Origin of the sequence: Sphingobium sp. RAC03, from assembly GCF_001713415.1 — a bacterium.
Taxonomy (GTDB): domain Bacteria; phylum Pseudomonadota; class Alphaproteobacteria; order Sphingomonadales; family Sphingomonadaceae; genus Sphingobium.
Genome location: NZ_CP016456.1, coordinates 1,930,960 through 1,950,503, shown reverse-complemented (window position 1 = coordinate 1,950,503; position 19,544 = coordinate 1,930,960). Strand labels below are relative to the sequence as shown.

Annotated in this window: 16 protein-coding genes; 8 read left to right on the top strand and 8 right to left on the bottom strand. The window is 62.9% G+C overall.

The window, feature by feature from the left end; genetic code table 11:
* The first annotated feature begins 164 nt into the window (after positions 1 to 164).
* The 3 genes from BSY17_RS13985 to polA all read left to right on the top strand — a co-directional run bounded on the left by BSY17_RS13985 (position 165) and on the right by polA (position 7,083).
* Complete coding sequence (locus BSY17_RS13985) at positions 165 to 2,612, top strand: TonB-dependent receptor (RefSeq protein ID WP_069065954.1); 2,448 nt, start codon at positions 165 to 167, stop codon at positions 2,610 to 2,612.
* 410 nt (positions 2,613 to 3,022) lie between these two features.
* Positions 3,023 to 3,961: an IS110 family transposase gene (locus BSY17_RS13980; protein ID WP_069065368.1), complete on the top strand. Its 939-nt coding sequence runs from the start codon at positions 3,023 to 3,025 to the stop codon at positions 3,959 to 3,961.
* 341 nt (positions 3,962 to 4,302) lie between these two features.
* Positions 4,303 to 7,083: a DNA polymerase I gene (polA, locus tag BSY17_RS13975; RefSeq protein WP_069065953.1), complete on the top strand. Its 2,781-nt coding sequence runs from the start codon at positions 4,303 to 4,305 to the stop codon at positions 7,081 to 7,083.
* 9 nt (positions 7,084 to 7,092) lie between these two features.
* Here polA and BSY17_RS13970 read toward each other — a convergent pair whose 3' ends face one another.
* Both BSY17_RS13970 and BSY17_RS13965 read right to left on the bottom strand, forming a co-directional pair.
* The gene (locus BSY17_RS13970; RefSeq protein WP_037480041.1) at positions 7,093 to 8,139 is read right to left on the bottom strand and encodes a DUF1176 domain-containing protein; all 1,047 of its coding nucleotides are present in this window, start codon (positions 8,137 to 8,139) and stop codon (positions 7,093 to 7,095) included.
* A 68-nt stretch (positions 8,140 to 8,207) separates the two neighbouring features.
* Positions 8,208 to 9,533 carry a NupC/NupG family nucleoside CNT transporter gene (locus tag BSY17_RS13965; protein ID WP_069065952.1) on the bottom strand — a complete coding sequence of 442 codons (1,326 nt, stop codon included), beginning with the start codon at positions 9,531 to 9,533 and terminating at the stop codon, positions 8,208 to 8,210.
* Positions 9,534 to 9,706: 173 nt separating this feature from the next.
* Here BSY17_RS13965 and BSY17_RS13960 point away from each other — a divergent pair, with 173 nt between their 5' ends.
* Positions 9,707 to 10,951, top strand: coding sequence for an MFS transporter (locus tag BSY17_RS13960; RefSeq protein ID WP_069065951.1), 1,245 nt, complete (start codon positions 9,707 to 9,709; stop codon positions 10,949 to 10,951).
* Between the two features lie 114 nt (positions 10,952 to 11,065).
* Positions 11,066 to 11,914, top strand: a complete 849-nt coding sequence (locus BSY17_RS13955; RefSeq protein WP_069065950.1) for an intradiol ring-cleavage dioxygenase — start codon at positions 11,066 to 11,068, stop codon at positions 11,912 to 11,914.
* 13 nt (positions 11,915 to 11,927) lie between these two features.
* Here BSY17_RS13955 and BSY17_RS21595 read toward each other — a convergent pair whose 3' ends face one another.
* Entirely contained in the window at positions 11,928 to 12,092 is a 165-nt protein-coding gene (locus BSY17_RS21595; protein ID WP_171899246.1) for a hypothetical protein, read from the bottom strand.
* A 105-nt stretch (positions 12,093 to 12,197) separates the two neighbouring features.
* Entirely contained in the window at positions 12,198 to 14,018 is a 1,821-nt protein-coding gene (gene typA / locus BSY17_RS13945; protein WP_069065948.1) for a translational GTPase TypA, read from the bottom strand.
* A gap of 228 nt (positions 14,019 to 14,246) precedes the next feature.
* On the opposite strand from typA, the gene BSY17_RS13940 reads away from it, so the two are divergent.
* The 3 genes from BSY17_RS13940 to BSY17_RS21590 all read left to right on the top strand — a co-directional run bounded on the left by BSY17_RS13940 (position 14,247) and on the right by BSY17_RS21590 (position 16,457).
* Complete coding sequence (locus BSY17_RS13940; RefSeq protein ID WP_037473514.1) at positions 14,247 to 15,470, top strand: toxic anion resistance protein; 1,224 nt, start codon at positions 14,247 to 14,249, stop codon at positions 15,468 to 15,470.
* A 103-nt stretch (positions 15,471 to 15,573) separates the two neighbouring features.
* Positions 15,574 to 16,284: a hypothetical protein gene (locus tag BSY17_RS13935; protein ID WP_069065947.1), complete on the top strand. Its 711-nt coding sequence runs from the start codon at positions 15,574 to 15,576 to the stop codon at positions 16,282 to 16,284.
* Between the two features lie 17 nt (positions 16,285 to 16,301).
* Complete coding sequence (locus BSY17_RS21590; protein ID WP_171899245.1) at positions 16,302 to 16,457, top strand: hypothetical protein; 156 nt, start codon at positions 16,302 to 16,304, stop codon at positions 16,455 to 16,457.
* Here the strand turns inward: BSY17_RS21590 and BSY17_RS13930 are convergent.
* From BSY17_RS13930 to yihA, 4 genes are all read right to left on the bottom strand, one after another.
* Positions 16,454 to 16,750: a PilZ domain-containing protein gene (locus BSY17_RS13930; protein WP_069065946.1), complete on the bottom strand. Its 297-nt coding sequence runs from the start codon at positions 16,748 to 16,750 to the stop codon at positions 16,454 to 16,456. The genes BSY17_RS21590 and BSY17_RS13930 overlap by 4 nt on opposite strands.
* An 83-nt stretch (positions 16,751 to 16,833) precedes the next feature.
* Entirely contained in the window at positions 16,834 to 17,556 is a 723-nt protein-coding gene (locus tag BSY17_RS13925) for a class I SAM-dependent methyltransferase (protein WP_069065945.1), read from the bottom strand.
* Positions 17,556 to 18,683 (bottom strand): peptide chain release factor 2, encoded by a 1,128-nt coding sequence (gene prfB, locus BSY17_RS13920; protein WP_069065944.1) that lies wholly within the window; start codon positions 18,681 to 18,683, stop codon positions 17,556 to 17,558. Before prfB ends, BSY17_RS13925 begins: the two co-directional genes overlap by 1 nt.
* A gap of 113 nt (positions 18,684 to 18,796) precedes the next feature.
* Positions 18,797 to 19,435, bottom strand: coding sequence for a ribosome biogenesis GTP-binding protein YihA/YsxC (gene yihA / locus BSY17_RS13915; RefSeq protein ID WP_037473509.1), 639 nt, complete (start codon positions 19,433 to 19,435; stop codon positions 18,797 to 18,799).
* Between the last annotated feature and the right edge of the window lie 109 nt (positions 19,436 to 19,544).

Sequence of the window (19,544 nt, the reverse complement as noted above, 5' to 3'; positions counted from 1 at the left end):
CGCAAAGGCCACAGGGCAAGGCCTGATGCAATTTTAGCACATCACCCGAAATTCACATGCACCTTGGGACAGTCGCTGGATGCAAATTGCGTGGGGGTAGCACTCATGCTAATTGTTTCAGCGGGACACAATTAACACGATGTCCGGTTTCAGGGAGGGACGCCATGATTGCATCCAGTAATTCGCGGGCGATTTGCGCCTTATTCGCTTCCGTATCGAGCCTCGGCCTTGCCCCGATGGCGCAGGCGCAGACCGACGGCATGGACATCATCGTCACCGCGCAAAAGCGCAGCCAGTCGTTGCAGGATGTCAGCGTTGCGGTGTCGGCGGTCAGTGGCGACGCGCTGACCAATGCCGGGGTCAGCAATTTGCAGGACATTCAGCAGCTCGTCCCGTCGGTCACGTTCGGCAATGATTTCAACCAGGCCAAGGTGTTCATTCGCGGCGTGGGCGCCAATACCTCCACCACCGGGTCCAGCACCGGCGTCGCGCTGCATGTCGATGGCGCCTATGTCGCGCGCGCCGAAGCGCAGCTGACGTCGCTGTTCGACCTGGAGCGGGTCGAAGTGCTGCGCGGGCCGCAGGGCAGCCTTTATGGCCGTAACGCGGTCGGCGGGTCGATCAACCTGATCACCGCCAAGCCGACCGCCGAATTCAGCGGCTATGCGCGGCTCGGCTATGGCAATTATAATGCGATGACCGGCGAAGCGGCGATCGGCGGGCCGATCATCGATGCGATCCGTTTTCGTTTGGCGGGCAAGGTCGAGGCGCGCGACGGCTATGGCGGCAACCCGTTCAAGGGCGGTGCCGATGTCGATGACCTTAATCGCTACATGGTGCGCGGCCAGATCCACCTGATCGCGTCGGACAAGATCGACTATCTGATTTCGGGCGAATATTTCCGCCAGAACGACAATAGCGGCGCGGTCCATTATCGCGGCCCCGCCTTCCCCGGCGTGCCGCGCCTCGCGCCCACCGGCACCGGCGGTTTCGCGACCAACCCGCGCGATTTGGGCAGCGACGAGCCGCCCTCGGTCGATACCAAAAGCTATTCGGTCACCGGCACGCTCAATATCGAGCTGAGCGATGCGTTCAGCATCGGCAACATCACCAATTATCGCGATTTCAAGACGCAGCTGATCCAGGATCTGGACGGGTCGGCGCTGGTCGCTACCCTGCCCAACTCCACATCGATCCAGACGCGCACGATCGACGCGCACCAGTTCAGCAACGAGTTGCAGTTCAAATATGACAGCGACATCGTGAAGGGTGTCGTCGGCCTCTATTATTTTCACGAGCGCCAGCGGCCACGTGATCAGGTGGGGTTGAGTTCCACCAACGATCTGGCGTCCAACATCACCGTGCTGGCGACGCGGCCGACCTTCGTCGACAATGTCGCAGCCCCGGTCGGATCGGTGACGCTGGCCGAAGCGCTGGCGATGTGCAATTTCCCGGCGGGCACCTCGCCCAACCGCGTGTGCCTCAAATCCAGCCTTGGCACCCGCGCCTATGCGGCGTTCGGGCAGTTGAACTTCGACCTTGGCGCAGCCTTCGGCCTCAATGGCGTGTCGCTGAAACTGGGTGGGCGCTACAGCCATGAAAAGGTGGACAGTTCCAACCCGTCGATCATCCTGACCGCCAACGGCAACCCCGCCGTCGCGCAGGTGCGCAAGACGACCATCGAGGGCACCTATCGCGAACGCACGTTCAAGGATTTCACCCCGGAAATCGGCCTGCAATGGCAGCCCAACAGCGATCTGCTGCTCTATTACACCTATTCCGAAGGCTTCAAGGCGGGGTCGGGTGAGAATGCGGCGGGCAGCACGACGATCGTGCGGCCGGAAAAGATGAAGAACCACGAACTGGGCGTGAAGGCGGAACTGCTCGACCGTCGCCTGCAAGTCAATCTGGCCGCCTATCATTACAAGCTGGACGATCTGCAGATCAACAAGACGATCGGCGGTGGCCCGGCGGGCTTTACCACCATCTTCGAAAATGCGGCCAAGACGTCGGCGACCGGCGTCGAAGCCGATCTGTTGGCCCGCCCGGTCGATGGCGTGCGGGTGCGCGGGTCGGTTTCCTATACCGACAGCACCTATGATGATTTCATCACGGTCGATCCGCTCGATCCGGTGAACGTAGCGCAGGCGGGGCAGCCCGCTTACAACCCCGTCACCAACCCCGATCCCACCGCCTTTGGCGCGCCATGCGGGGCCGATGCGCTCAATGCCAATGCGCCGTGCAACATCCAATTGGCGGGCAACCCGACGCGCAATTCGCCGACCTGGTCCTATAGCGCCGGGATCGAAGTCGACCTGCCGATCATGCAGGAGGCGGGCACCTTCACGGTCAGCGGCGACATGACCGGGCGCAGCAACATCTATTTCACCGAGTTCAAGCGGCTAGTGGAAGGCACGCGCGCTTACACGATGTTCGATGCGTCGCTGCGCTGGGTGGACAAGACCGATACGGTGACGGCGTCTTTGTGGGTCAAGAATATCGGCGATACGCTGCGCGAAAGCAGCACCTTTGCCATCTCGACTGGCCGCATCATCGGTGTGACCTACCTGCCGCCGCGCACCTATGGCGCGACGGTCGGCTATCGCTTCTAGGCTGGATGGCCTGCGCCGGGGCGGGATGCTCCGGCGCAGGTTGCGTTTTTAGAGCAAGATGACTTTAAGTCGCATCACTCCGTTCGCCCTGAGTAGGGCTGAGCTTGTCGAAGACCCGTATCGAAGGGTCGGCTGCGCTTATATCCTTCGATATGCCATTTGCCCTTCGGTCGTCTGGGACTCCGACTTCGCTCAATGCCTGTCCTTGCATATTGGGGTTGGCATTTATTTCAGCCTTGGTTGAATTGGTGCCGACCTGTCTGGGGTCATGACCCCGGACAGGTCGGAGCGGATAGGCTGTGCCTGTCCTTGGGCATAAAGCTCGCGATCCTCAGCAAAGCCGTCCGCTCCATCCATGATCGTCTCGAACGGTTGCCTGAGCCTTGAGCTCGTATGCAAGGTGGAGAAACATGATGTCGAACCAATATGTTGCCGTCGATGTATCTAAGGCGGCACTCGATATTGCCTTACCGGGGGCTAACGGGGTTTGGCGCCGTACCAATTCGGTGGCGGGGATCGCGGCTTTAAGAAGGCGGCTCGCGACCCTTGAACATCCCCATATCGTCTGCGAGGCAACGGGCCGCTATGGCCGGTTGCTCGCTCGCCAGATGGGAGCGGCGGGGATCGCCATGAGCATCGTCAATCCCAGGCAAGTGCGGGATTTTGCTAGAGCGAGCGGTCAACTCGCCAAAACCGATGCGCTTGACGCTGGCATCATCCTACGCTTCGCTGACGCCATGCAGCCCGCCAGAACACCGCCAACACCTGAAAATCAGGCTCGCCTTGCCGAGCAAGTGCGCAGAAGGCGGCAACTGGTCGGTATGCTGGTTACCGAAAAGCAGCGTCTGTCCGGCCTCGATGACGCCGAAACGCTGGCTTCGATCCGCGAGCACATTGCCTTCCTGCAAGGACAAATCGGCCAGTGCGATGCGCGCATAACGGCTGAAATCGAGGCTGATGCCACGCTCGCGCGCAAAGCTATGCTGCTGGAGTCTATTCCAGGCATCGGCGCCACGACAGCGGCAGTGCTGATCGCCGAACTCCCCGAACTTGGTATCGCTGACAAAAAGCAGATCGCAGCCCTTGCCGGCATCGCTCCCATGAACCGTGACAGCGGCCAGTGGCGCGGTCAGGCGCATATTACCGGCGGCCGACTCTCGGTCAGATGCGCGCTCTACATGGCAACATTACCCGCCATCCGCTTCAATCCAACCATCCGCGACTTCTACCAGCACCTCCGCGCGGGAGGCAAAGCGCCCAAAGTCGCCATCACCGCCGCCATGCGAAAACTCCTCATTATCGCAAACGCCATCGTCCAGCAGGATAAACCATGGGCCAATCTCGCTTGACACCCAATACGGTTGCTGAGCCTGTCGAAGAGTCCGGGGTGACGACCTTTGAGGAGCATCTTCTTACCACCCCTTCTCCCCGCCGGGGAGAAGGATATGCAGCCTTAGTGCCGAAGGCACTGAGGCACAGTTGGATGAGGGCGTCGACGCTGAGGCGGCGCGACTCCCCGGTGGTTCGCCCCCCTCGCCCAGCTACGACTAGGCAGCAAGCTGCCAAGTCTGCGCAGCTCTCTCCGTCAAAAGGGAGGAGTAAGAAAGGCCGCTAGGTAATGGCTCGCCTACGAATAGAGCGGGCACCGCGCTACTGGAGCGGGGCAGCGTTACCGGCTATCCCCTGCCCCATGACCCAGAATCACCTCTATCTCGTCGATGGCAGCGGCTATATTTTTCGCGCCTATCATCAGTTGCCGCCGCTCACCAACCAGCATGGCCAGCCGGTCGGCGCGGTCTATGGCTATACGACGATGTTGTGGAAGCTGGCCGAGGAATTGGGCAAGGCGGAAGGGCCTACCCATATGGCGGTGATCCTCGACAAGGGATCGCACACCTTCCGCAACGACATGTATGACCAGTATAAGGCGAACCGTCCGCCTGCGCCCGAAGATCTGGTCCCGCAATTCCCGATGATCCGCGACGCGACCCGCGCCTTCTCGCTCCCCTGTATCGAGGAAGCGGGCTATGAGGCGGACGATCTGATCGCCAGCTATACCAAGGCCGCGGTCGCGGCGGGATGGCATGTCACCATCGTCAGTAGCGACAAGGATCTGATGCAGCTGATCCAGCCCGGCGTCGACATGTACGACACGATGAAGAATGAGCGGCGCGGGGCCGACTATGTCGTCGGCAAGTTCGGGGTGCAGCCCGAACAATTGGGCGACGTCCTCGCGCTGATGGGCGATAGTGTGGACAATGTGCCGGGCGTGCCGGGCATCGGCCCCAAGACGGCGGCCAAGCTGATCATCGAACATGGTGGGCTGGAAGCGGCGCTGGACGCCGCGCCGTCGATGAAGAAATCGAAGATGCAGGAAAATCTGATCGCCCATGCCGACATGGCGCGGCTGTCGCGGCGGTTGGTGGCGCTGCACGACAGCATGGACCTGCCCGAACCGCTCGAAGACCTGGCGTTGAAGGGCATTCCCAAGGAGCCGTTGCAGGATTTCCTGACGCATCATGGGTTCAAGACGCTGCTCAATCGACTGGGTGCGCCCGCAGCGGCGGTGGCAGTTGCTGCCGCTGCTGCGGGCGTGGCCGAGCCGATCGCCGCGCCGGTTGCGCCGCAAGCGCCACCCATCGACCGCAGCCTCTACGAAACCGTCGTGAGCGAAGACGCGCTCGACCGCTGGATCGCGCAGGCGCGGGCCGAGGGGGTCGTCGCGGTGGACACCGAAACGGACATGCTCGATTGCGTGTCGTGCCAGTTGGTCGGCATCAGCCTCGCCACCGGCCCCAACCAGGCCTGCTATATCCCGATCGGCCATGGCGGGCGCGACATGTTCGCGGAAAAACCGGTGCAGCTCGACAAGGTGCTGGTGCTGGCGAAGCTCAAGCCGCTGCTGGAGGATGATGCCGTCCTCAAAGTCGGCCAGAACCTCAAATATGACATGACCGTGCTGCGCCGGCACGCCATCGAGATCACCCCCTATGACGATACGATCGTCATGAGCTTCGACCTGGATGCCGGGCAAAGCCTGTCGGGCCATGGCATGGACGAGGCCGCGCGGACGCATCTTGGCCATGCGTGCATCAGCTTCAAGGAGGTGGTCGGCACCGGCAAGAACCAGATCAGCTTTGCCGAAGTGCCGCTGGACAAGGCGACCGCCTATGCCGCCGAGGATGCGGACGTGACGCTGCGGCTGTGGCGGCTGTTCAAGACGCGCGTGGCCAATGAAGGCGCAAACCGCGTCTATGAACTTGTCGACCGGCCACTGGTATCGGTGATCGCGCGGATGGAGCAGCGCGGAATCAAGGTGGATCGCGAGCATCTGGCGCGGCTGTCGGGCGAGTTTACCGCTGGCATCGCGGCGCTGGAGACCGAGATTCACGAACTGGCGGGGCAGCCTTTCGCGATCGGATCGACCCAGCAATTGGGCGCGATCCTGTTCGACAAAATGGGCTATAAGGGCGGCAAGAAGGGCAAGTCTGGAGCCTATTCGACCGACGTCACCATCTTGGAGCAGTTGCAGGCGCAGGGCGCGCCGATCGCTGCCAAGATATTGGAATGGCGGCAATTATCGAAGTTGAAGTCCACTTATACCGATGCGTTGCAGGCGCAGATCAACCAGGATACAGGCCGCGTTCACACCAGCTATTCGCTGACCGGCGCACAGACCGGGCGACTGTCCTCGACCGATCCCAACCTCCAGAATATCCCCATTCGCACCGAAGTCGGGCGGCAGATCCGCCATGCTTTTGTCGCCGAACCCGGCAATGTCATATTGGCAGCGGACTATAGCCAGATCGAATTACGGTTGGCCGCGCATATGGCCGATGTGCCAGCATTGCGCGATGCGTTCGCGGCGGGCGAGGATATTCACGCCGCCACCGCCAAGGAATTGTTCGGCGAGGTCAACCGCGACACGCGCGGGCGAGCCAAGACGATCAACTTCGCGATCCTCTACGGCATTTCGCGCTGGGGGCTGGCCGGGCGGCTGGAGATCAGCGCGGACGAGGCGCAGGAGATGATCGCCAAATATTATGAGCGCTTCCCCGGCATCAGCATCTACATCAACGAGACGATCGAGAAGGCGCGCGCCTGCGGCTATACCGAGACGCTGTTCGGGCGAAAGACGTGGTTCCCGCGCATCAAGGCATCGGTCCAGCATGAACGGCAGGGTGCCGAACGCGCCGCGATCAACGCCCCGATCCAGGGAACGAGCGCCGACATCATCAAGCGGGCGATGGCGCGCATGGAACCGGCGCTGGACGCGGCGGGGCTGTCGGGCGTGAAGATGCTGTTGCAGGTTCATGACGAACTGGTGTTCGAGGTGCCGGAGGGAGACGTGGACGCGGCGAGCGCGGTGATCCGGCGCGTGATGGAGAGTGCGGCTGAGCCAATCGTGAAGCTGAGCGTGCCGCTGGGCGTGGAGATTGGGACCGGGCCGAGTTGGGGCGCGGCGCATTGATATTAGGAATCAGTCGGTTACCTGGGCATTCCAGGTAGGAATCCAGTGCCACGCGCCACGGCACTCGCCCATGCTCGCGGCTTCGACCAGACGGAATCGGGTGCCGTCCCAGACATAGGCTTCGCTGCCACCGCAGTCGCCGATGCCGCGTCCCTTGGCGAAGCTGTCCAGGCGGGATTTTTCCGGGGTCCAGCCGACATTGACCAAGGTGGGATGCTTGTCATCGCTGAGCCAGCCGGGCGCGGCGTCGAAGGGCGCGAAGCGGAAGGTGCGACGACCGGCGATGCCGGTGGCGATGACCGGAACCGAGGTGAAATTATAGGCACCCGATCCACAGGGCACGAGAATTAAGGTTTCGGTCTTGCTGAGGCGATGCAATTCCGGCGTCTGGTCGCTGCGCATTTCGTGGGCGCAGCCCGTGAAGGTCACGAGTTTGGCCAGTTCCTCGCGCCAGAGCGGGGCTGGCGCTGTACCGCCGGGCACCGGTGCGCGACGGATGACCGGGGGGGTGGGTGCAGGCTTGACCGCCATCACGCCCATGGGACCGGTCGCGACCAGCGCGGTCATCGTACCCGCCCTGCCCTGACGCGCGTCCATGTAGCGCAGCGCAGCGCCTGATCCGGCCAGCGAAGGCGTGCCCCATGACCGGTTTACGGCGCGGACGTCCATCGTGGTGCCGCGTGCCATGGCGATGGCCAGGGCGGAGGCCTGCGGTCCCCGGACCTTTGCCTCGCCATCGCGGGCGCGGGCGGTTGCCACTGTGCGGCCATCGACCAGGAAGCTGACATCCGCCACGCCCTTGCTTTCACGGCTGATCCAGACTTCGGTCGCTGCGTCCGGCCCGGCCTCACGCGCAACGCCGATCATCAGCGGAACCTCGGGCCAGTCGGCGCCTTCGGGCATCAGCGCGACCGCCTCGCATCGGTTGCGATTGTCGCAGCCGATGGTCCAATCCTTGTAGGTTTCAAGCGCGCCCGGTTTTGGCGCCTGCGCCAGACTAGGCGACGATGCCAACAGAGCCGCTAGTGCGGCTGCGGAAAGTGTCTTTGCCCCCATGGGTTAACCATAACCGATTTGGGCGGGCGATGGTAGCATTTCCGTTACGATAGCAAAAGGACTGCCCCTTAGCGCAGGCTGAGCATCAGGCCGGCAAGCGCGGCGCTCATGAGGTTGGCGAGGCTGCCTGCCACCAGCGCCTTCAGCCCCAGACGTGCGATCATCGGCCGTTGATTGGGTGCGAGGTTGCCGGTCACCGCCATCTGGATCGCGATCGAGCTGAAATTGGCGAAGCCGCATAGCGCGAAGGTGACGATGGCGATGGTCGCGGGCGACAGCGCGCCCTGCACCTGGCCAAGGTTGATATAGGCGACGAATTCGTTGAGGACGACCTTCGTCCCGAACAGGCCGCCCGCAACCTGCGCTTCTTCCCAGGGAATGTTGAGCAGATACATGATCGGCGAGAAGACATAGCCAAGCAGCATCTGGAAGCTAAGGTCAGGATAGCCGAACCAGGCACCGATGCCGCCCAATATGCCGTTGGCGAGCGCCACAAGCGCGACGAAGGCCAGCACCATCGCGCCGACCGCGACAGCGAGTTTCACCCCGGTCTGTGCGCCCTGAGCGGCAGCCATGATGAGGTTGGCGGGCTTTTCCTCGTCATGGCTGGCGACCGGCATGGGTTCGCCCGGCGTGCCTTCGGGGAGTAGCGCGGCCGGGCCGACGCCGCTGATCCGCGTTTCGGGCAGCGGGACATCGGGCGTGTCGCCGAGCGGCAATTCGCCCTGCACAGGGACACGCGGATCGGGCATCATGATCTTGGCCATCAGCAACCCGCCGGGTGCCGCCATGAAGCTGGCGGCGAGCAGATAGTCGATGCGGATGCCCATGGAGGCATAAGCCGCCAGGATCGTGCCCGCGACCCCAGCCATGCCGCTGGTCATCACGGTGAAGAGTTGCGAAGGGGTGAGTGCGGCCAGATAGGGGCGGATCACCAGCGGGCTTTCGCTTTGTCCCACGAAGATGTTGGCGGCGGCGCAGAGGCTTTCAACCTTCGACACGCCCGTCACGGCTTCGATCGCGCCGCCAACCCAGCGGACGATGAACTGCATCACGCCCAGATAGTAGAGTATCGACACCAGGCTGGCGAAGAAGATGATGACCGGCAGCGCGGCGATGGCGAAGCTGGCCCCGCCGATTTCGGGACTGGCGAGCGGGCCGAAGATGAAGTCGGTGCCCGCCTGCGCATAGCCCAGCAGGTTCGACACCCCCTTCGACATGCCGCCGATGATGGCGCGACCGGCGGGCACATAGAGGACTAGCAAGGCGATCCCCGCCTGCAACAGAAAGGCCGCGCCGACGACGCGCGGCTTGATGGCGCGGCGATCGGACGAGAGGGCGAGGGCAACGGCAAGAATGAGCAGGATGCCGGCTAGGCCGATAAGAAGATGCATGAAGCGCTTTCGCGGGGGAGGACAATCGGGCGCGACTATATGAGCGGGGCAGCGGCATGGCCAGCCGCTTTGCCGTGCGTGTGGATCATAATAAATGAGATACTATAGTTTTTTCTCCAATTGCTTGGCATCATGCGCCACAAAGACGGACGCAAAGCGGGAGAGGCAGGACCATGGCAGAGACAGGCACAGCAATGACGGCCGGGGCGGAATGGCGGCGGGCGCCGATCCTGCCGATCGCGACGGGCCTTGGCTATGCGACCAGCGTCATCCATATCTATGGGCTTGGCCCCTATATCGAGCCGATCAGCCAATCCTTCGGCTGGTCGCGGACGCAGACCACCATCGGCCTGACGCTGGCGACATTGGTGCAAGCGCTGTTTTCGGTGCCGATCGGGCTGATGGTCGACCGGCTGGGACCGCGCCTGTTCGGGCTGGTCGGTGTGGTCCTGACCTGTGCTGCCTTTGCCATGCTGGGGACAGCGACCGGGGACAAGACCCAATGGCTGATGCTGTGGAGCCTGTTGGCCTTGGCGACATTGCCGGTGCAGGCGACGGTGTGGATCAGTGCGGTGGCGACCCGCTTTGCCGCGTCGCGAGGGCTGGCGTTCGCGGTGACGTTGTGTGGCGCTTCTTTGGCCGCCGCCCTGTTTCCGCTGCTGGGTAGCTGGCTCATCGCGCGCCATGGCTGGCAGACCGCGGCGCCGATCCAGGCGGCGATCTGGGTTGCGATCGCCTTTCCGATGATCTTCCTTTTCTTTCGTGGCGCGCACGACCGGCGGGCGAAAGTCGCACTGGTAGAACGGCAGGCGCTTGAGGGCGCGACGCTGGCCGAAGGGGTGCGTTCGTCCATCTATCATCGGCTGCTGCTGGCCAGCCTGCTCTTCACCTTCACCATCATCGCGCTGGTCGTGCATTTCGTTCCCATCCTGACCGATCGCGGCGCGGAGCGCATGGAGGCTGCGGGGATCGCGGCGCTGGTGGGCATCTTCTCGGTCATCGGGCGGCTGGCGACGGGGCTGCTGCTCGATCGGTTTCGCGGGTCTATGGTAGGGGCGGTCGTCTTTCTGCTGCCGGCCATCGGCTGCCTGCTGTTGCTGATAGGCGGGGAGAGCTGGGGCGCGCAGGCGGCCGCCGCCGCTATGACCGGGCTGACATTGGGCGCGGAGGTCGATGTGATCGTCTATCTCACCACCCAGCATTTTGGGCTCAAGACCTTTGGCGGACTGTATGGCGGGTTGCTGATGGCCTTGTCGGTCGGCACCGCAACCGGGCCGCTTGGGGCGTCGGCGCTTTATGACGCGACCGGGGGCTATGGCCCATTCCTGTGGCTGACCATCGCGCTGATGGTGGCAAGCAGCCTGACATTGGCGAGCCTGCCGCGTCCGGCTTATGCGAACGGTAAGCCTCAGCCATGACGGGAATCATCATGACGCGACGTTTGCTGTTCCGACCAAGCTTGCGTGAGGAGCAAACGAGTGACGACTATAGCAGATGCCCATGATCACGGCCTGATCCATGACCTGAGCCATATGAGCGTTCTGTCGCGCCAGGCAATCGGTCGGCGGCGCACTTTGCGGCTCCTTTTGTCGGCGGGCGGTGCAGCGATGGTCAGTGCCTGCGGGGGCAGCGACGCCAGCGGCTCGGTGGAAACGACCAGTTCGACGACGACCACCACAAACACCACGACGACATCGACAACCGGAACGACCAGCACGTCCAGCGAAAGCTGCGTCGCCGATCCGACCGAAACCAACGGACCATATCCGGCTGATGGGTCCAATAGCGTCAATGGCAGTGTGGTCAACGCTCTGGACGACAACGGCATCGTTCGCGCCGACATTCGTTCCAGTTTCGGCACGGCGTCCGGCACGGCTGCCGGGATTTACATGCAATTGACGATCACTGTCGTGAATGTGAACAGCGGTTGTGCGCCGTTGGCTGGTTATGCAGTCTATCTGTGGCATTGTACGCGCGATGGCCAATATTCGCTATACGATATCCCTGGCGAGAATTATCTGCGCGGTGTCGGCGTGACCGATGCCAACGGACAAGTGACTTTTACCAGCATCTTTCCAGGATGTTATGCTGGACGATACCCGCATATCCATTTCGAGGTCTATCCCAGCCTAGCGCGTGCGACGACCTACGCCAATCGCGTGCTGACGTCCCAATTGGCGATGCCGACAGCGGCCTGTACCGCCATCTACGCCACAAGCGGCTATGCCAGCAGCAGAAGCAATTTCTCCAGCACGACGACAGCCAATGACAATGTGTTTGGCGACAACACGGCAGAGCAGATCGCAGCGATGACGCCCGCCATGACCGGCGACATCACCAACGGCTTTACCGGGTCGGTGACAGTCGGGCTGGCTATCTGATCACAAGGGTGCCTCAGGCGCCCTTCGCGTCCTGCTTGGCCTTGTGCGCGGCCAGCAGGGCGTCGATTTCGACGATGCGCAGGCGTTGGGGGGTGTCCTTGGCCAGTCCCTTGAGACGGCATTCGGCCCAGAGCGCGCGGCGTTCGGCGGTGAGGGCCTTGAGATAGAGGTCGGCCATTTGGGGCTCCTGTAAAAAGATCGGGGGCGGGGCGTTGCCGCCCGCCCCCTCCACCATCGGCTGTGCTGATGGCCCCCCTCCCCGAGCTAGCTCAGGGAGGATTGATCAAGCTGCCTTCGAGCGGCTCATGCGCTTGCGCTCGTTCGGATCCAGATAGCGCTTGCGCAGGCGGATCGTCTTGGGCGTGACTTCGACCAGCTCATCATCATCGATATAGGCGATGGCCTGTTCCAGCGTCAGCTTCCAGGGCGGGGTCAGGCGGACGGCGTCGTCCTTGCCGCTCGCACGGAAGTTGGTCAGCGCCTTGGACTTCATCGGGTTGACTTCGAGATCGTCGGGCTTGGCGTTCTGGCCGATGATCATGCCTTCATAGAGCGCTTCGCCCACGCCGACCATCAGGATGCCGCGTTCTTCGAGCGGACCCAGCGCATAGGCATTGGCTTCGCCCGACCCGTTGGAGATGAGGACGCCATTCTTGCGGCCTTCGATCGTGCCCTTGTGAGGGCCATATTTCTCGAACAGGCGGTTCATGATGCCGGTGCCGCGCGTGTCGGACAGGAATTCGCCATGATAGCCGATCAGGCCGCGCGAAGGCGCGGAGAAGGTGATGCGGGTCTTGCCACCGCCCGACGGACGCATGTCGGTCATCTCGGCCTTGCGCAGGTTCATCTTCTCGACGACCGTGCCGGAAAATTCATCATCGACGTCGATCATGACGGTTTCATACGGCTCGGTCTTGTTGCCGTCCTCGTCCGTGCCGAACAGCACGCGCGGGCGGCTGATCGAGAGTTCGAAGCCTTCGCGGCGCATCGTTTCGATGAGCACGCCAAGCTGCAATTCGCCGCGGCCGGCGACTTCGAAACTGTCCTTGTCGGCGCTCTCCGTGACCTTGACCGCGACATTCGATTCGGCTTCGCGGGCGAGGCGATCGCGGATCATGCGGCTGGTGACCTTGGTGCCTTCGCGGCCGGCCATCGGCGAATCGTTCACGGCAAAACGCATCGAGAGCGTTGGCGGATCGATCGGCTGGGCCTGGATCGGCTCAGTGACCGAGATGTCGCAGATGGTGTTGGCGACGGTCGCGACGGAGAGGCCCGCCAGCGAGATGATGTCGCCTGCCTTGGCTTCGTCAACGGGGACGCGATCAAGGCCATGGAACGCCATGATCTTCGACGCACGACCGGTTTCGATGACCGTGCCATCCATGTCGAGCGCGTGGATTGCCTGGTTCACCTTGACCGAACCGCTGGTCACGCGGCCGGTGAGGATACGGCCAAGGAAATTGTCGCGGTCGAGCAACGTCACCAGGAAGGTGAAGGGCACGCCATCGACTTCCACGGCGGGCGCGGGGACGTGATCGACGATCTTCTGGAACATCGGGGTCAGCGTGCCTTCACGACGGGTCGGATCTTCGCTGGCATAGCCGTTGCGGCCCGACGCGTAGAGGACGGGGAAGTCGAGCTGTTCGTCGGTCGCTTCGAGCGACACGAACAGGTCGAACACTTCGTCCAGCACTTCCTGGATGCGCTCGTCGGGGCGATCGACCTTGTTGACGACGACGATGGGCTTCAAACCCAGCGCCAGCGCCTTTCCGGTCACGAACTTCGTCTGCGGCATCGCGCCTTCGGACGAATCGACCAGAAGGATGACGCCATCGACCATCGAGAGGATGCGTTCGACTTCGCCGCCGAAATCGGCGTGGCCCGGTGTATCGACGATGTTGATGCGGGTGCCTTCCCACTCGACCGAGGTCGGCTTGGCGAGAATGGTGATGCCGCGTTCTTTTTCGAGATCGTTGCTGTCCATCGCGCGCTCTTCGACGCGCTGATTGTCGCGGAAAGTGCCGGACTGGCGGAAAAGCTGGTCGACGAGGGTTGTTTTGCCGTGATCGACGTGCGCGATGATGGCGATATTACGCAGGGACATGTCTTGCCTTCGGGATATGTGTTGGCCCACGCCGACACAAGGTCACGCAGAGGCTTCGGCCGCGCCCCTACAGGAAATGACGCGTTGCGGCAAGAGCAGGGCGGCAGCCAAGCCAAAGGCCAAGTGCCTTCGTGCTTCCCATCGCGCGACGTGGCTCCTATCATCCTTGCGACGATTGCGCCTTGAAGCGCAGGTGTTCTATATCGATATGACACCCAAGGAGATAGCATGGCTACGACTGCGCCCACCGCGACCCAGACCGCGACTGCCGATATGTTGAACCTGACCGCGCCCGACCCGGTGCCGGTCGTCGCGGCCGACAAGGCGGCCGGGCTGGTGCCGATCGACGAGGCGAAAAAGTCCAAGCTGGACGAGAAGGTCGATGCCTTCATCGACGATCTGGTGGCGCAGGATGCCAACAGTCCCGAATTCGGCGTGCGGGTCGACCAGTTGACCAATATGGGGCGCAAGGAAATCGCCGAAGCGGCAGGACACAGCAACCGCTTCCTCGATCGCCCGGTGCGGGCGATGGACAGCGACACCAAGGTCGGCGCGGACCTCGCCGAACTGCGCCGCACGGTCGAGGATCTGGACCCTGGCAAGCGCGGCAATCTGCTCGCGCCCAAAAAGCTGTTCGGCATCATCCCGTTCGGCAACAAGATGCGCGACTATTTCGACGGCTATAAAAGTGCGCAGGGGCATATCAATGCGATCCTGGGATCGCTCGCCAGCGGCAAGGATACGCTGATCAAGGATAATGCCGCGATCGACGTCGAACGGCAGAATATGTGGCAGACCATGGGTCGGCTGGAACAGATGATCCATATCAGCAAGACGATGGACGCCCGGCTGGAGGCCAAGGCGCTGGAGCTGGATTCGAGCGATCCGGCCAAGGCCAAGGCGATCCGCGAAAGCGCGCTCTTCTACATCCGCCAGCGGACGCAGGATCTGCTGACGCAGATGGCGGTGACGGTGCAGGGCTATCTGGCGCTCGATCTGGTGAAAAAGAATAATATCGAACTGGTCAAGGGCGTGGACCGGGCCAGCACGACCACGGTCGCGGCGCTGCGGACGGCGGTGACGGTGGCGCAGGCACTGGCCGGGCAGCGGCTGGTGCTGGAACAGATCAGCGCGCTCAACACCACGACCGCGAACATGATCGATCGCACCGGCGAATTGCTGAAAAGCCAGACCGCGCAGATCCACGAGCAAGCCGCGTCCAGCACGATCCCGATCGAAACGCTGCAACGTGCCTTCCAGAATATCTATGACACGATGGACAATATCGACGCATTCAAGATGAAGGCGCTGGAAAATATGAAGACGACGGTGACCACGCTGTCGGGCGAAGTGGAGAAGTCCAAGGGCTATATCGCCCGCGCGCAGGGCCAGGCCGAAGCCTCGCGCGACGTGCGGGTGGATAATTCGCTGCTGAGCGCGATCGAGGGGTGAGGAGGATGTGCCCCCCTCTCCGTTCGCTTCGAGCGTGTCGAGAAGCGGCTCGTGCAATGCCTGCGTTTCTCGACTTCGCTCGAAACGAACGGAGGTTGCAGCTATGAGCCGGTCCGACCGCGTCTTGGCCGATGCCGAGGCCGTGTTGCGCCGTCATAGCGAGCGCGGGCAGAGCCTGAGTGCGCGGGCGCGGCAGCGGCGCAATGCCGGACTGATGCGCAAGGTCAAATATGCCTTCTGGGCCGTGTTGGCTGTGCTGCTGGGCAGCATGGTGGCCGGGTTCGTGCTGCCGCTTGGTACGACCGGCGTGATGATTGCGCTGGGTGTGATGATCGCCGCGCTATTGCTGATCGCGCTGTTGCCGACGGAGACGAAGGTGAAGTCCGAGGCGCTGGCGCAGACGCCGCTCACCGCCCTGCCACTGCAAACCGAAATCTGGCTGGAAAATCAGCGCAAGGCGCTGCCCGCGCCCGCGATCACGCTGGTCGACAGTATCGGCGTCAAGCTGGAGACGTTGGCCCCGCAGTTGGAACGGCTCGACCCGCAAGATCCCGCCGCGCAGGATGTGCGCCGCTTGCTGTCGGATCATCTGCCCGAACTGGTGACCGGCTATCAGTCCATCCCCCAGCCGATGCGGCGCGAAGAGCGGAACGGGCGCGTGCCCGAACAGCAGTTGATCGACGGGCTGGGCGTCATCGACGCGGAAATCGCGCGGATGAGCGAGCAATTGGCGAGCGGCGACCTGAACAAGTTGGCGACGCAGAACCGGTTTCTCGAACTGAAATATCAGGAGGCGAAGGAATTGGGGGCGTAACACCCCGTCCTTCCCCCATGATCCACCTTACCCTGATCATCGTCGATTTTCTGACTGGACTGCTGGCGGCGGGTGCCTGGGCGCTGGCGTCAGCGGGTGGCGCGATTGCGGCGCTGGTTGGCGGCGGGCTATTGGGGGTGTCGCTATTCCGGCGCTGGCGGCGCAGGCGCTAGTCGCCGCGCACCACGCGATCGACGGTCGGTTGCGGGAGCGGCAGGTCGAAATGGATGCCGAACCGTTTGGCCCGGACCCACATGACCCGCCCCGCCACACTCAGCGCGCTCGCTTCGATCACGACATGGTCGCCGACCTGTGGTGGACTATCGCTGTGGGCCAGCGCGCCTGTCATCGACAGATCAAGCAGATGCGCGCGCACCGGCAAACCCTGCACGCGCAACAGAACCGGCTCGAACAGTTTGAGCCGCGTCGCGCGACGGGCCGCGCCAAGCGAATGATGTTCCTGCAATCCTGTGCCTCCCGTTGGGAAGCATAACATGGGCGAGGACGATGCGTTCCCAACAAGAAAAGTCAGGACGGCATTAACCCTCTTTATCGGTCATTGAGCGCGCAAGGAACAATGCTGGCCGGATCGGGACGTGCGGCGATGCGGCGGAAACGGGCGAAATAGCCGCCGGCGGTTGGCTTGGGGATCAATTCTTCCATGCGGAAGCCCATGGCCGCCAATTCGCAAGCGAGTAGGCGCGGCGGTGTGCCATGCTGGTCGGTCGGTCGATCGGCATCGACGACGATCAGTTCGCCATCCTTTTTCAACGCTGGGGACAGGTGCCACAGGAAGGCATAGGGCTCGGCGATCTCATGATACATATGCACCATCATGATCCGGTCGAAGCTGTTTTCGGGAAGCCGGGGATCTTCGGGCGCGCCCAGCTTGACGCTGACATTGTCCCATTTTTCGCGGGTGATGCGGCGCGAGAGCGCTTCGATCACTTCGGGCATGATGTCTTCGGCCAGCACGCGGCCCTGCGCGCCCACGCGCGCGGCGAGGCGGACAGTATAATAGCCCTCGCCTGCGCCGATATCGGCGACGGTCATGCCGGGGCGGATGCCCGCCCGGTCCATGATATCCTCCGCCTCATGCACGCGGTCGCGCGCTTCCTCACTGGACCAGCGGGTCGAGACGATCGGCGCGACCGGGCGATCGGCCTGGGGAAAAGGCTGGGCAGCGGCGGCGCGCTTAGTCCCGTCGCCCGGCGACAGCATGTCGCAAGCGGCCAGCAGGACGGAGATGCCCACCAGCGCCAGGCGCATCATCAGTCGACATCCTCCACATCGACCTTTTCGCCCGTCACCTTTTGCGACAGCGCAGCGGCCATGAAAGGATCGAGCGCGCCGTCGAGAACATCGTCGGGCGCGGTCGAGGTGACGCCGGTGCGCAGATCCTTCACCAGCTGATAGGGTTGCAGCACATAGGAGCGGATCTGATGGCCCCAGCCGATCTCCGTCTTGGCCGCATATTCGCCTGCCGTGACGGCTTCGCGCTTGGCCAATTCGGCTTCGTAGAGCCGCGCTTTAAGCATGTTCATCGCGGTCGCGCGGTTCTTGTGCTGCGACCGGTCATTTTGCGATGCGACGATGATGCCGGACGGAACGTGGGTGATGCGGACAGCCGAATCGGTGGTGTTGACGTGCTGCCCGCCTGCGCCCGATGCGCGATAGGTATCGATCTTGAGGTCGCTTTCCTTGACCTCGATATCGATATCGTCGTCGATCACCGGATAGACCCACACCGACGAGAAGCTGGTGTGGCGGCGCGCGGCGCTGTCATAGGGGCTGATGCGGACGAGGCGGTGAACACCGCTTTCGGTCTTGGCATAGCCATAGGCATTTTCGCCCTTGATCAGGAAAGTCGCGGACTTGATGCCCGCCTGATCGCCTGCCTGATAATCGACCAGTTCGACCTTATAACCGCGCCGTTCGGCCCAGCGGCGGTACATGCGGCTGAGGATTTCGGCCCAGTCCTGGCTTTCTGTGCCGCCAGCACCAGCATGGATTTCGAGATAGGTGTCGCTGGCATCGGCTTCGCCCGCCAGCAGCGCCTTGATCTTGTCCTCATCGGCGCGGTCGGCCAGCGCCTTCAAGGCGGCGATGGCTTCGCTGACCATATCCTCATCACCTTCGGCCTCAGCCATTTCGATGAGTTCGGCATTGTCGGATTTCTCCGCGGCGATCGCGCGGGTCGCACCGATCGCGCTGTCCAGCCGGGTGCGTTCGCGCATGACTTCCTGCGCCAGCTTCGCATTGTCCCACAATGTCGGATCTTCGACGCGGGCGTTCAACTCGTCGAGGCGGCGTAGCGCACGGTCCCAGTCGAGGAAGCGGCGCAACAGGTCCAGCGCGGCGTCGATACGATCGATATATTGCTGCGCTTCGGCGCGCATAGTCTCATCTCCAAGTGACGGCGGCCCGGCCGACGCTGCACGCTCCTTAGCGTGTCGCGGCGGGCTTGTCGAAGCGCGCTTCCTTCCCGATGCCGGGCCGGTTCGTCAAGCGCTTAGCCCTGGGTCACGCTTTCCAGCACGGCGGCACGCAATTCGGGGATGCCCATGCCTTTTTCCGCCGACGTCGCGATGATGTCGGGATGGGCGGCGGGGCGCTTGCGGATCGCGGCGGCCGTATCGACGAACACCTGTTCCAGTTCGCTCGCCTTGATCTTGTCCGCCTTGGTCAGGATGATGCGGTAACTGACCGCTGCACCATCGAGCATGTCGAGCATGTCGGTATCGACATCCTTGATGCCATGGCGGCTGTCGATCAGGACCAGGGTGCGCTTGAGCGCGGCGCGACCGCGTAGATAGTCGTTCACCAGGAACTTCCATTTGCGCACGACGTCCTTGGGTGCCTTGGCATAGCCATAGCCCGGCATGTCAACGAGGCGGAAGCGCAGCGGTTCGCCAACGTCGAAGAAGTTCAGTTCCTGCGTGCGGCCGGGCGTGTTCGACGTGCGCGCCAAGGTGTTGCGGTTGGTCAGTGCGTTGAGCAGCGAGGATTTGCCGACATTGGAGCGGCCCGCAAAGGCGACTTCGTTCACCGCCATGTCGGGCAGGAATTCCAGCGCGGGCGCGGATTTCAGGAAGGCGATCGGGCCGGAAAAGACCTTGCGCGCTTCTTCGATGATGTCGGGGGAGTCCATATCGTTCACCTCAAAATCCTCCCCCGGCGGGGGAGGGGGACCGCGCCCGAAGGGCGTGGTGGAGGGGTGTCGCCCCATCGATAGGGTGACACCCCTCCGTCTGGCCTGC

Bases quoted from the DNA above. Each gene is read 5' to 3' on its own strand.
- BSY17_RS13985 (WP_069065954.1), top strand. From the start codon at position 165: ATGATTGCATCCAGTAATTCGCGGGCGATTTGCGCCTTATTCGCTTCC.
- BSY17_RS13980 (WP_069065368.1), top strand. From the start codon at position 3,023: ATGATGTCGAACCAATATGTTGCCGTCGATGTATCTAAGGCGGCACTC.
- polA (WP_069065953.1), top strand. From the start codon at position 4,303: ATGACCCAGAATCACCTCTATCTCGTCGATGGCAGCGGCTATATTTTT.
- BSY17_RS13970 (WP_037480041.1), bottom strand. From the start codon at position 8,139: ATGGGGGCAAAGACACTTTCCGCAGCCGCACTAGCGGCTCTGTTGGCA.
- BSY17_RS13965 (WP_069065952.1), bottom strand. From the start codon at position 9,533: ATGCATCTTCTTATCGGCCTAGCCGGCATCCTGCTCATTCTTGCCGTT.
- BSY17_RS13960 (WP_069065951.1), top strand. From the start codon at position 9,707: ATGGCAGAGACAGGCACAGCAATGACGGCCGGGGCGGAATGGCGGCGG.
- BSY17_RS13955 (WP_069065950.1), top strand. From the start codon at position 11,066: ATGAGCGTTCTGTCGCGCCAGGCAATCGGTCGGCGGCGCACTTTGCGG.
- BSY17_RS21595 (WP_171899246.1), bottom strand. From the start codon at position 12,092: ATGGCCGACCTCTATCTCAAGGCCCTCACCGCCGAACGCCGCGCGCTC.
- typA (WP_069065948.1), bottom strand. From the start codon at position 14,018: ATGTCCCTGCGTAATATCGCCATCATCGCGCACGTCGATCACGGCAAA.
- BSY17_RS13940 (WP_037473514.1), top strand. From the start codon at position 14,247: ATGGCTACGACTGCGCCCACCGCGACCCAGACCGCGACTGCCGATATG.
- BSY17_RS13935 (WP_069065947.1), top strand. From the start codon at position 15,574: ATGAGCCGGTCCGACCGCGTCTTGGCCGATGCCGAGGCCGTGTTGCGC.
- BSY17_RS21590 (WP_171899245.1), top strand. From the start codon at position 16,302: ATGATCCACCTTACCCTGATCATCGTCGATTTTCTGACTGGACTGCTG.
- BSY17_RS13925 (WP_069065945.1), bottom strand. From the start codon at position 17,556: ATGATGCGCCTGGCGCTGGTGGGCATCTCCGTCCTGCTGGCCGCTTGC.
- prfB (WP_069065944.1), bottom strand. From the start codon at position 18,683: ATGCGCGCCGAAGCGCAGCAATATATCGATCGTATCGACGCCGCGCTG.
- yihA (WP_037473509.1), bottom strand. From the start codon at position 19,435: ATGGACTCCCCCGACATCATCGAAGAAGCGCGCAAGGTCTTTTCCGGC.